Annotated in this window: 10 protein-coding genes and 3 tRNA genes; 3 read left to right on the forward strand and 10 right to left on the reverse strand. The window is 68.9% G+C overall.

Features of this window, described 5'->3' with window-relative positions; all coding sequences use genetic code 11:
• The first annotated feature begins 193 nt into the window (after positions 1-193).
• Positions 194-1,690 carry an MFS transporter gene (locus VJN29_RS01045; protein WP_324141520.1) on the forward strand — a complete coding sequence of 499 codons (1,497 nt, stop codon included), beginning with the start codon at positions 194-196 and terminating at the stop codon, positions 1,688-1,690.
• A 31-nt stretch (positions 1,691-1,721) separates the two neighbouring features.
• On the opposite strand, the gene VJN29_RS01050 is transcribed toward VJN29_RS01045, so the two are convergent.
• From VJN29_RS01050 to VJN29_RS01070, 5 genes are all read right to left on the reverse strand, one after another.
• Positions 1,722-3,095, reverse strand: a complete 1,374-nt coding sequence (locus VJN29_RS01050; RefSeq protein WP_324141522.1) for a threonine/serine ThrE exporter family protein — start codon at positions 3,093-3,095, stop codon at positions 1,722-1,724.
• Positions 3,096-3,128: 33 nt separating this feature from the next.
• The gene (locus VJN29_RS01055; RefSeq protein ID WP_324141524.1) at positions 3,129-4,475 is read right to left on the reverse strand and encodes a dipeptidase; all 1,347 of its coding nucleotides are present in this window, start codon (positions 4,473-4,475) and stop codon (positions 3,129-3,131) included.
• A 3-nt stretch (positions 4,476-4,478) separates the two neighbouring features.
• Complete coding sequence (locus VJN29_RS01060; RefSeq protein ID WP_324141526.1) at positions 4,479-4,922, reverse strand: hypothetical protein; 444 nt, start codon at positions 4,920-4,922, stop codon at positions 4,479-4,481.
• On the reverse strand, positions 4,919-6,388 hold the full coding sequence (locus tag VJN29_RS01065) for an APC family permease (protein WP_324141528.1): 1,470 nt from the start codon (positions 6,386-6,388) through the stop codon (positions 4,919-4,921). Before VJN29_RS01065 ends, VJN29_RS01060 begins: the two co-directional genes overlap by 4 nt.
• Before the next feature lie 157 nt (positions 6,389-6,545).
• A complete protein-coding gene (locus tag VJN29_RS01070) occupies positions 6,546-7,679 on the reverse strand; it encodes an aminopeptidase P family protein (RefSeq protein ID WP_324141530.1) in 1,134 nt (377 codons plus the stop codon).
• 325 nt (positions 7,680-8,004) lie between these two features.
• Here VJN29_RS01070 and VJN29_RS01075 point away from each other — a divergent pair, with 325 nt between their 5' ends.
• Positions 8,005-8,388 carry a VOC family protein gene (locus VJN29_RS01075; RefSeq protein WP_324141532.1) on the forward strand — a complete coding sequence of 128 codons (384 nt, stop codon included), beginning with the start codon at positions 8,005-8,007 and terminating at the stop codon, positions 8,386-8,388.
• A gap of 256 nt (positions 8,389-8,644) precedes the next feature.
• On the opposite strand, the gene VJN29_RS01080 is transcribed toward VJN29_RS01075, so the two are convergent.
• The 4 genes from VJN29_RS01080 to orn all read right to left on the reverse strand — a co-directional run bounded on the left by VJN29_RS01080 (position 8,645) and on the right by orn (position 9,993).
• Positions 8,645-8,720: transfer RNA gene (locus VJN29_RS01080), tRNA-Lys, on the reverse strand.
• 25 nt (positions 8,721-8,745) lie between these two features.
• Positions 8,746-9,132, reverse strand: coding sequence for a hypothetical protein (locus VJN29_RS01085; protein WP_324141534.1), 387 nt, complete (start codon positions 9,130-9,132; stop codon positions 8,746-8,748).
• 69 nt (positions 9,133-9,201) lie between these two features.
• A tRNA-His gene (locus VJN29_RS01090) sits at positions 9,202-9,277 on the reverse strand.
• A gap of 80 nt (positions 9,278-9,357) precedes the next feature.
• The gene (gene orn / locus VJN29_RS01095; RefSeq protein WP_324141536.1) at positions 9,358-9,993 is read right to left on the reverse strand and encodes an oligoribonuclease; all 636 of its coding nucleotides are present in this window, start codon (positions 9,991-9,993) and stop codon (positions 9,358-9,360) included.
• Positions 9,994-10,043: 50 nt separating this feature from the next.
• On the opposite strand from orn, the gene VJN29_RS01100 reads away from it, so the two are divergent.
• On the forward strand, positions 10,044-11,222 hold the full coding sequence (locus VJN29_RS01100) for a PrsW family intramembrane metalloprotease (protein WP_324141538.1): 1,179 nt from the start codon (positions 10,044-10,046) through the stop codon (positions 11,220-11,222).
• Positions 11,223-11,267: 45 nt separating this feature from the next.
• On the opposite strand, the gene VJN29_RS01105 is transcribed toward VJN29_RS01100, so the two are convergent.
• Positions 11,268-11,343 (reverse strand) — tRNA-Arg (locus VJN29_RS01105).
• Positions 11,344-11,431 lie beyond the last annotated feature (88 nt).

Here is an 11,431-nt window from a genome sequence, read left to right on the forward strand (position 1 = left end):
AACCGACAGGCATGAACCCCTCCTCGTCCGGGAGCACGCTCTGTGCGCGTCGGACTCCCGTGGTTCGCACCGTAGTTGCTGCTTCAGCCCAGTCATTCACCCGTTTCGGGCGAGCCTTCTGCTGTGATCGGGGGTCGCGCGCTCGCCCGATAAGGGTGACGTCAGGGGACGTCTCGCCACCTAGCGTGACGTCATGAGCGATGTCGAGGTCACCACACGCGCCGGCGGCGTCCTCGCGGCCACCTGCCTCTCGACGCTGGTCGTCAACGCCAACACCTCAGCGGTGAGCATCCTGCTGCCGGCGATCAGCGAGGACACGGGGATGAGCGTCACGACCCTCCAGTGGGCGGTGACCGGGTACTCGCTCGTGGGCGCCGCCGTGATCATCACGTCGGGCTCGTTGGGCGACGTCTTCGGGCGCAAGCGCGTCTTCCAGCTCGGCTTGCTGCTGTTCGTGGCGTCCTGTGTGCTGATCGCGCTCTCGTCCTCGGGCGAGATGGTCATCGCCGGGCGGTTCATCCAGGGGGCTGCCGGGTCGACGATCCTGGCGTGTGGTCTCAGCCTGCTCTCGGTCGCCAACAGCGGTGAAGCACAGCTGCGCGCGGTCTCGTTGTGGGGCGCGGCCGCTGCCGTCGGCGCGGCTGCGGGCCCGCTGCTCGGGGGCGTGCTCGTGGGCGTCACCGGTTGGCAGGGTCTCTTCTGGGTCGACGCCGTCGTCGGCGCGGTCTGCATGGTGCTGACCTACTTCACGGTGTCCGAGTCGCGGGATCCCAGCCGGTCCGGCTCCATCGACTACGCGGGCACCGTGCTGGTCGCCCTCATCCTGGGCCCGCTCATCCTGGCCCTCAGCCAGGGAAGCGTCTGGGGTTGGGGCTCCCTGGCGACCATCGGGTGCTTCGTCGTGACGGTCGTCGCGGGTTACCTGTTCGTCGTGGTCGAACGTCGCGTGGAGGTGCCGCTGCTCGATCTGGCCCTGCTGCGCAACCGGATCCTCGTCGGGGCCACCATCGCGATCCTCATCGGCGCGGGGACGATCAACGGCCTGATGTACCTGCTCAGCCTGTACTTCCAAGACCCAGCCACCCTCGGCTTCAGCCCGCTGCAAGCCGGGATCGCCACGCTTCCGGCGACGGCCGGCCTGGTCGCGATCGCGGCGTTCGTGCCCAAGCTGGCCGCGCGTGTCGGTGGGAGGCAGGTCATCGGGCTCGGGTTCCTCCTGACCGCGGTGGGATTCGCTGCCGTCGGCTTCGTCCAGTCGGACTGGAGGTACGGCGCGTTCGTCCTCCCGCTCATCGCCATCGCTGTCGGCATGGGCCTGTCCAACGGCCCGGCGTCCTCGGCCTCGACGGCGTGCGTCTCCGCGAACCAGGTCGGCGCCGCCTCGGGCGTCTCGAACATGGCCCGCTACGTCGGGGCGGCCGTCGCGACCGCGCTCGCCGCGTCCATCTACGGCGCCGTGATCGCCAGCCAGACGGCTGAGGGTGCGTCCCGCGCCGATGCCCTCTCGTCCGGCCTCGGTGCGGCGTCGTGGATGATGGCCGCGTTCAGCGTCGCAGGGCTCCTCATGGCGGTCGTCATGGGTCGCCACCAGACCGCGCGCGGCACGGTGCAGGATGCTGCATCCGCCGCTGCGGCTCCGCTGCACACCCTGCCCACCTCGGCCACGCCGGTGCTGCAACAGACCCCGTGACTCGTCCGGCGACGAGGCGGACCAGTCCCTCCTAGATCCCGCGCCAGGTCGAGGTGGCGCGGCCGAGGCGTTCCGAGATGCCGGAGCCCACGAGCACGCCGACCGCGATGGCAACGATGGACATGAGCGCGTTGAGGAAGTCGCCCAGCCCGGCGGCCTCGTCGGCGCCAATGATCTGCGCGACGCCCTGCAGGCCCAGGGCCCCGGGCACCAACAGCCAGAAGGTGGGCAGGAACGTCACCGGCACCGGTGGCCCGCTCCTCCGGCTCTGAATGGCGTAGCACACCGGAAGCACGGCGGCTGCCGCGATGAAGCTCGCCCCGAGCGATCCCAGCGTGCGCCCGGCGAGGAACTGGACGGCATACCCGACGTAGAGCACCACCAGCAGCCAGCCGAGCGTTCGCCGCGGCGCCGACGACGCGACATACTGGCCCACCCCGAAGACGAGCACACCGACCCACGGCGCCCACGCACCGAGTGCGCGGGCGGGCTCGCCGGACAGCGTCGGTATGCCGGCCAGCTGTGCGCCCATCGCGATGCCGAACGAGAGCAGCAGCAGGCGCTCGAGGCCGTAGACCAACCGGGCCGAGCCCGCGAGCATGTCCCCGCTCGACAGCTCGACCGTGCCCATGGTCAACGCGGCCCCCGGCAGGAACGTGACGAGGGCCGGGATGACGATCTCGAGTGGCGGGGCGTCGAGCAGTGGGGCCACCCAGCCGAAGACCGCCCACGTAACGACGAACGCCGTGGCGACCGGCAGCATCAGCGAGAGCATCGGGTCCTTGTCCGCCCACCACCGCATGAATCCGGTGAGGAACCCGAGCAGGACGAAGGCCGGCATGGCCGCGACGGTCGGGTTGAGCATGAGCCCGAGTCCGAGGGTGAGGACGCCGCTGCCGATGACAGCCACGACGGATCCGAACCGCGGCGGCGCGGACAGCAGCTCGTCAAGGCGACGGTGCGCGGTCGCCGCGTCGACCGTCGCGTGCCGGATGTCGTCGACGAGACGGTAGAGGGCGTCCACCTGGTCGAGGCGCATGGGCGTGCTGCCGCCGGTCTTGAAGTCGACCTGGCTCGCCGGTCCGAGGTCGATGCGCACGAACAGCCCCGTGGGCACGACGAAGAACGTCACGCCGGTGGCGCCATACATCGTGGCGACCTCGTCGAGGATCTGGGTGACCCGGTCCGCCGGCTCACCCGTCCGGGTCAGGGCGACGCCGAGGTTGCGGAGCAGCTCCAGCACCTGCTCGGGTGGTTGCGCCACCACCGGCTCGGGTGTGGCGGGGACTTCGCCGGCGAGATTCTGGGCGATGTGGGCGATGCGCCCCCAGAAGCCCCTGCGCTCCGGGCGCCGATGGCCCGGGGTGCGCGGTTCGTCCGATGGCGATGACTGCCTGGGTGCCACGATGGAACAGCGCCAGCGCCGTCAGGTGCGCGCTCAGCCGCGGGCTGTCGCGTACCGCTGGAGGAAGAGAGCCTCGACCAGCGCCATGTTCGCGATCTCGGAGGGGTCGACGCTCTCGTTCGGGGCGTGGATGAGGGCCTGCGGCTCCTCCACGCCCATGAGGAACAGCTCCGCGTCGGGATAGGTCTCGGCGAACACGTTGCACAGTGGGATCGAGCCGCCTTGGCCGAGCTTGGCCATCGGCCTCCCGTACGCCTCCTGCATCGCGGCCGCCATGGCCCCGTAGGCAGGGCCGTCGGTCGCGGCATGGAAGGGGGATCCCGTCGCCTCGGTGTCGATCGTCACGTGCACACCCCAAGGGGCCGCGGCGAGCAGATGCTGGTGCAGCGCCTTCTCGGCCTCCTCTGGGGCCGTGCCGGGCGGGATGCGGAGGTTGAGGCGGGCCCGGGCTCGCGGGGAGATGGCTGCCGCCGACCCGACGACCGGTGGGCAGTCGATCCCAAGGATCGTGACCGACGACCGCGCCCACAGCATGTCCGAGACCGAGCCGTCCCCGAGGAGCGCCGCACCCTCGACGACCCCCGCGTCGCTGCGGAACTGTTCTGCGGGATAGGGCTCCCCCATCCACGCGCCGGAGTTGTCGAGACCGGTGACCGTCGTGTTGCCCTCGCGGTCCCGCAGCGTTCCGAGCATCGCGACGAGGGCCGCCAGCGCGTCGGGTGCGGCTCCGCCGAACATGCCGGAGTGGACCTCCGACGCGAGGGCCTCGACGGAGACGACGACGTTGACCATGCCCCGCAGGCTCACGGTGGCTGCCGGGACCCCGACTGACGCGTTACCGGTGTCGCACACGAGAATCGCGTCGGCCCGGAGCAGGTCGGCGTTGGGCGGGACGAAGGCCTCGAGCCCCCCCGTGCCCTGCTCCTCGGAGCCCTCGACGACGAGCTTGAGGTTCACCGGGACGTCGTCACCGAGCGCCCGAAGCGCCGTGAGGTGCATGACGATATTGCCCTTGCAGTCCGCGCTACCTCGGCCGTACCAACGGCCATTGACCTCGGTGAGCTCGAACGGCGGTGTGCGCCAAGCCTGCTCGTTCAGCGGCGGCTGGACGTCGTAGTGGGCGTACAGCAGGACCGTCGGCGCGTCGGGGTCGCCGCAGGGACGCGAGCCGACCACGGCCTGGCTGCCGTCAGCGGTCTCCGCGAGGCGTGCGTCGGTGAACCCGACGGTGGCGAAGGCGTCGAGCACCCACGTCGCAGCGCGGGCGCACTCCTCGGGCGGGTACTGCCGCGGGTCCGCGACGGACGGGATCGCGACGAGCTCGGCCAGTTCGGCGCGAGCCTGCTCCATGAGACCGGCGACCCGGTCACGCAGCTCCACGACTCAATCCTTCACGATGTCATCGAGGTTCAGGCTGTTGACGAACTCCTCGAACGTCGGAAGCTCGTCCGGGCAGTAGATCTGGATGACCAGCAGCTCGCCCTTGACCGCGCGGTTGTCGGCGATGACCGGTCGCATCCCCGGGCCGGCCGCACCGTTCATGAGCCGGTCCAGCAGGGCGGCTCTGCTCAGGGCTGCATTCGGGTCCTGGCAGATGGCGCCGCCGTCGTCCCCGAGGACGCGAACGACCATGTCCTTCGAGGGCGTCGCAGCGCCCGCGGCGGAGAGCGTGGCGATGAACTGGTCCGCCTTCTGATCGGCCTGCTGGGTGGCCTCCTTCGAGCGGTACGAGAACAGGGCGATGACCAGAAGTACCAGCACGACGACGCCCACGACGATGTAGATCGTCCTCCGCTCGGAGTCGGTGGACTGTTCGGTGACGGTCATGATGGGCTCACCTCCGAACCCTCGGGCAGCTTCCAGGACGGTTTGCGCAGCCGGTAGAAGAGGAATGGGACGAGCAGGCCGAGGCCGAGCGCGCCGCCTGCGACGATGAGCAGGTACACGCCCGGGTTGCCGGACTCGAACTGCGACGGCGGGATGAAGCCGACCAGGAGTGCGGCGAGCGAGGCGGCGAAGCCGACGCCGCACAGGGCTCCCAGCATCGGTGCCCGGTACCCGCGAGGGTGGTCGGGGTCGTTGCGGCGCAACCGAACCGCTGCGACGAACATCAGCAGGTACATGATGAGGTAGACCTGTGTCGTGATGACCGAGAAGATCCAGTAGGCGTTGGAGACGGTGGGGACCAGCGCGTAGCCCAGCGCGATCACGGTGGTGACGACTCCCTGGGTGACCAGGATGTTCTGCTGGACGCCGTTCTTGTTCAGCCTCTGGAGGAACGGCGGGAGGTAGCCCTCCTGGCGTGAGATGAGCAGCAGGCCCTTGGAGGGGCCGGCCAGCCACGTGAGCATGCCACCCAGGGACGCCGTGACGAGCATGATGCCGATGATCGGCGTCAACCACTGTGAGCCGAAGTACGCGAACACGGTGTCGAACGCCTGCATGATGCCGGCGGTCAGGGACAGCTGCTCGGCCGGGACGATCCAGCTGATCGCGAGCGCGGGGAGGATGAAGATGAGCAGCACCAGGCCCATGGCCAAGAAGATCGCGCGCGGGAACTCCCGAGCGGGGTTGCGCAGGGTGCCGACGTGCACGGCGTTCATCTCCATGCCGGAGTACGACAGGAAGTTGTTGACGATGAGCACCAGGCTCGACAGCCCGGCCCAGACGGGGAGCAGATGGTCGGCGTCCATCGGTGCCGCCGACGCGTTGCCCTGCCCGAGGAAGACGACACCGAGGGTCACCAGGATCACGCCCGGAATCAGGGTGCCGATGATGAGCCCGCCGCTGGCGAGGCCGGCGACGCCCTTGGTGCCGCGCGAGGACACCCAGACGCCGGACCAGTAGATGACGACGATGACAAGAGCCGTCCACACACCACTGGAGGCGAGCTCCGGGTTGATCACGTACGCCAGGGTGCTCGCCACGAACCCGAGCAGACTCGGGTAGTAGAAGATCGTCATCGCGAACTGGCACCACACCGCGAGGAAGCCCATCGGCTTGGAGATTCCGCGGGATACCCAGTTGTAGACGCCGCCGTCGTACCCCGAGGCCAGCTCGGCCGAGACCAACGAGGTGGGCAGCAGGAACACGATCGCCGGCACGAGGTAGAGGAACACGGCGGCCAGACCGTAGAGCGCCATGGTGGGCGCCGGTCGCAGGCTCGCGACGGAGCTGGTGGTCATCAGGGCCAGTGCGACCCAGGTGATGTAGGCCCTGGCGGGTACCTTGGCCCGCGCCCTGGCATCCGCAGGCACCAGTGGCTGGTCCGCGGACGCGTCCGCTGTACTCATGTCGCCCACCGCCCATCGGTGCTCATCGACATGGACACGTGATCAGACCGCATCTCGATCCCTCCTCGGTGGAGTCGCCGGACGTCCGACACGTCAATGGTTTTGCGCGGCCGAGGGACCCGCATCACCTGTTTCGGGTGACCAACCGCCCCGGGGATCACTCGACGACGCGCAGCCCGTGGTCGGTGTTATTGAGGCGGCGCACCCCATCCTCGGTGACCGTGACGATGTCCTCGATGCGCACGCCGAACCGGCCGGCGAGGTAGATGCCGGGTTCGACCGAGAAGCACATGCCCGGGATGAGGGGGCGTTCCTCGCCCTCGACCATGTATGGCGGCTCGTGCGTCGTGACGCCGATGCCGTGCCCGGTGCGGTGGATGAAAGCCTCGCCGTACCCGGCCTCGCCGATGACGGCTCGAGCGGCGCGGTCGACGTCCTGGCAGGACGCGCCGGGACGGACCGCGTCCACCCCGGCCTGCTGGGCCAGGCGGACGATCTCGTGGACCTTCCGGATCTCGTCGGTCGGCTCGCCGACGCACACGGTGCGCGTGGTGTCGGACCCGTAGCCGTACTTGAGCCCGCCGAAGTCGAGCACCACCGCGTCCCCGACGTGAATCACCCGGTCGCCGGCCTCGTGGTGCGGGTTGGCGCCGTTGGGGCCGGATCCGACGACGGTGAAGTCGACCTGCTCGTGACCGAACTCGCGCAGGAGCGCGGCGAGGTCGGCGGCGACCTCGGTCTCACGTCGCCCCGCGAACCGGCGCGTGACGATCTCGCCGTATGCCGCGTCGGCCGCGGCGCCCGCGGCCGCGAGCCGCTCCAGCTCCTCCGCGTCCTTGACCGCCCGCATCATCGGCAGGCACTCGGTGAGGGACCGGTACCTCGACCCCGGCAGCCGGGCCTGGAGTCCGAGCAGGTGAAGGGCCCAGGCCGAGTCGGACACCCCGTACGCACCATCCGGGCGCAACAGGTCGGCCGCGGCCGCATACGGGTCGGTGGCGTCGGCCCAGTCCTTGACGGCGAGGCCCTTGGCGCCCTCGGCCGCTTCGGCGTCAGGCCGTTCGAGCGCCGGGACCAGCAGTGTCGGCTCCTGCCCGCGCGCCAGCACGAGCACGGTGAGCCGCTCGGTGATCGCTGTCGGCTGGTAGCCGGTGAGCCAGACGAGGTCGGGGCCCGGCGTGACGAGAACCCCGTCGAGGCCCTCTTCCGCGGCCGAGGCGACCACCCTCTTGGCACGTGCCAGGTAATCGTCCGCGTTGAACGGTTTGGGCACGTTCGCGAGCCCCTCCATGACGGTCTCCCTTCGCGTCTGCCACCACGTTAGGAAGGTGATTCGTGAGGCGTGGTCACCCATATCGGGTGAGCGCGGAGTGGCGTGGGGAAGCGCAAGGGCGTTGGGCAGGACAAGGAGGTGTGCGCGAAAGGTCAGGGCGCGACCGTGGCTCGACCAGATGAAGGCCCGATTGCCACCGCGGTCAGGACATCGGTCCAACGGGGGAGAGGCCCACCGCACCCGTGAGGGCGCCCTCCTACTCACATGCGTGGCATCCGGCAGCCCGGAACTCGCGCCGCGCGGTCAGACTGGGTTGGAGGGTCCGCACTGGAGAAGGAGCGACATGGCTGTTCAGCTGAACCACACGATCGTCCTGGCCCGCGACAAGCAGGAGACAGCCCGGCACCTGGTCGAGATCCTTGGCCTCCCGGAGCCGACGACGTTCGGTCCCTTCGTCGTCGTCCAGGTCAGCAATGATGTCTCCCTCGATGTCGCAGACGACCACGGCAAGCCGCACGCGCAGCACTATGCGTTTCTTGTCTCTGAGCCGGAGTTCGACCAGATCCACGAGCGCATCAAGGAGCGCGGGTTGGCTTGGTGGGCCGATCCGTTCCACCGGCGTCCCAGAGCGGTCAACCACGACGATGGCGGCCGGGGACTCTACTGGAACGACCCGAACGGGCACAGCCTGGAGATCCTGACTGTCCCCTACGGCGGTTGGGGGTGAGCCACCCCATCGGACTCCCACCCGCGAGGTGGGGACCGAGGTCCAGAACGACTACCTCTCGACACGCCCGCCGTCGCCACACTGTCGACTCTCCGGGCGCCGGCCCCAAGGCGCTTCGGCCGCTGCGCGGTCGAGCTCCGCTCGAGCCTTGACTTCGACGCGCACCCAGCCATGCCCAGCAACCGTCCGGGCCGGCCAAGAACAACCCCGAACGCTCTTGACACGGCCCCGCTCCTACAGGAATGACCTGCAGTGATGGTGCGCCGCCAGGGACTCGAACCCCGAACCCAGTGATTAAGAGTCACTTGCTCTGCCAATTGAGCTAGCGGCGCGACGAGGGGAAACAGTAGCAGGGCGTCAATGGCGCGACAAAATCGACTCTGGGCCGATTGCCGCGACCCGCTCGCGGCGCTCCCGACGCTTTCCTCGCAGCAGCAGGAGCACGCCACCGAGCATGAAAAGGAGGTAGGCGACCAGCCCACCGATGTGCTCCTCGTCCGTCACCTGGGTGGAGGTGCCTTGAGGCGTCTCGGTCACGGGTTTGGGGTTGTCCGTGCTGACGATTCCGGGGACGGGAGGTGTTGTCGTCTCGTTGGCGACGTGGCCCAGCCCGCCTGCGCCCATCTCCGCCGGGGCGGGAGCGGCCAGGGCGCCACTCACGAGGGTCAGCGCCAGACTCAGCACCACGAGGCCGACGATGAGCCCCACGGTGAACCGCTGGAATCCCTTCCTCCCACAAAGCACGCGCCCATTGTGACGCATGTCGCTGGGAAGCAAAGATCCCCGCACGTGAGGTCACGTGCGGGGATCACCTGGGGTGAGTGACGGGACTTGAACCCGCGACCACCTGGACCACAACCAGGTGCTCTACCAGCTGAGCTACACCCACCACGTCGCTGCGGACAGCGACGCCAATCGTACATGGTCGAAAGGGGTGCTCGTGACACCCCTCAGTCCTTCAGTGCCGCTTCAGCGCTCGACGACATGCGACTCCGCGAGCGCCTTCGCCGTCGCGGAGTCCGGACCGGGCTGCGGCACGAACACCGCCTCGCGGTAGTACCGCAGCTCCGCGATCGACTCCTTGATGTCAGCCAGGGCGCGGTGTCCGCCGGCCTTCTTCGGGGCGTTGAAGTAGGCCCTTGGGTACCAACGGCGGGACAGCTCCTTGATCGATGACACGTCGATGATCCGGTAGTGCAGATGCGCTTCGAGATCCGGCATGTCGCGGGCGAGGAAGCCACGGTCGGTCGCCACGCTGTTGCCACCCAGCGGCGCCTTGCGCGGCTCGGGGACGAACTCGCGGACATGGTCGAGGACCAGCGACTGAGCCTCTGCCAGGCTGACGCCCCGGTCCAGCTCGTCCAGCAGTCCAGAGGTCGTGTGCATGTCCCGCACGAACTCGTCCATCTGCTCGATGGCCTCTGCCGGGGGTTTGATGACGACGTCGATCCCGTCACCCAGCACGGTGAGCTCGAAGTCGGTGACGAGCGCCGCGACCTCGACGAGCGCATCCGTCCGCAACGAGAGGCCGGTCATCTCGCAGTCGATCCAGATGATCCGGTCGGACCGGGCGCGCTGGTTTGCCGCCTCATTCGTCGTCGTCACCGCACCACCATAGAGGCGCAGGGCCATCGGTACTGCACTAGCCTGCCGTCATGACTTCTGGGGATCCGTCCGGAGCGCTCGACCGGCTGGAGGCCGAGGAATGGAGCCGCGACCCCAACCCCACCTGGCGGCCCATGCTCCGGCGGATCCTCACCCTCGGGGTAGCGGCGGTCCTGCTGCTCGTCTCGTTGCTCATCCTGCTCGGCATCATCGGCAACCAGCTCGAGGCGCAGGTAGCGATCCTCGCCACGCTCATGGCGCTCATCCCGCTGATCATCATCGTGCCGACCTATCTCTGGCTCGACCGCTACGAGGCCGAACCCGTCCCATATCTCGTGGCCGCCTTCCTGTGGGGCGCCGTCATCGCCGTCGTCGGCGCCTTCTTCCTCAACTCGCTCGGGATGGCCCTGCTCGTCCAGTCCCACTGGAGCGATCCGTTCGAGACGGGCGCCGTGTACCTCGCGCCGATCACGGAGGAGACGCTCAAGGGCCTCGGTATCTTCCTCATCTACCTGCTGCGTCGGCACGAGTTCGACGGGATCATCGACGGGATCGTGTATGCCGGGATGATCGGCGCCGGCTTCGCCTTCAGCGAGAACATCCTGTACCTCGGTCAGGCCTACACGGAGATGGGCAACGAGGGCCTCACCGCGACCTTCATCGTCCGTGGCCTGATGGGGCCCTTCGGCCATCCGCTCTTCACGTCGCTCATCGGCATCGGCATCGGCATTGCCGTCTCGACCCGCGGCCGTGGCGTCAAGGCGCTCGCCATCCTCGGCGGATGGGTCTGCGCGGTCCTGCTGCACGGCGCGTGGAACCTCTCGGCGATCGCCGGGATCGAGGGCTTTCTCAGCGCGTACATCACCTTCCAGGTGCCGCTCTTCCTCGCGTTCATCGGCTTCCTCGTCTGGCTGCGCCGACGCGAGGGCCGGCTCATCGGGCAGTACCTCTCCGCCTATGCCGACGCGGGATGGCTCACGCACGCCGAGGTGAGCATGCTCTCGCACCTTGGCACTCGCCGGGCCGCCAGGGCCTGGGCACGCGAGCGCGGTGGCGGCGCGGCGCAACGGTCCATGGACGCGTTCCAGGACAGCGCGAGCGACCTGGCGCTGCTGCGCTCCCGCCTCGTCCGCGGCACTGCCGAACGAGATGCGGCCCAGCGCGAAATGGTTCTGCTGCAGGCGATCACGGCGCACCGGAAAGACTTCATCGGGACACCGGTGCTCTGAAGGAGCGCGATTCCGTTGGGCGCCAGCGGTGGCGTGCGAACCACATGGTGCCCCCGGCAGGACTCGAACCTGCGACCAAGAGATTAGAAGGCTCTTGCTCTATCCACTGAGCTACAGGGGCTCGCCCGCGTCCGGGCGCTCTTATGATAGGCGTGGGCACGCCACCACTCCCCGCCACCCGCTCCCTCAGGCGGTCGAGCGGAGCGAGC

Source organism: Intrasporangium sp. (assembly GCF_035280925.1).
In the GTDB taxonomy this organism is placed as follows: Bacteria; Actinomycetota; Actinomycetes; order Actinomycetales; family Dermatophilaceae; genus Intrasporangium.

Excerpts from the sequence above, each read along its gene's own strand:
- VJN29_RS01065 (WP_324141528.1), bottom strand. The coding sequence starts at position 6,388 with ATGAGTACAGCGGACGCGTCCGCGGACCAGCCACTGGTGCCTGCGGAT.
- VJN29_RS01100 (WP_324141538.1), top strand. The coding sequence starts at position 10,044 with ATGACTTCTGGGGATCCGTCCGGAGCGCTCGACCGGCTGGAGGCCGAG.
- VJN29_RS01070 (WP_324141530.1), bottom strand. The coding sequence starts at position 7,679 with ATGGAGGGGCTCGCGAACGTGCCCAAACCGTTCAACGCGGACGATTAC.
- VJN29_RS01045 (WP_324141520.1), top strand. The coding sequence starts at position 194 with ATGAGCGATGTCGAGGTCACCACACGCGCCGGCGGCGTCCTCGCGGCC.
- VJN29_RS01075 (WP_324141532.1), top strand. The coding sequence starts at position 8,005 with ATGGCTGTTCAGCTGAACCACACGATCGTCCTGGCCCGCGACAAGCAG.
- VJN29_RS01060 (WP_324141526.1), bottom strand. The coding sequence starts at position 4,922 with ATGACCGTCACCGAACAGTCCACCGACTCCGAGCGGAGGACGATCTAC.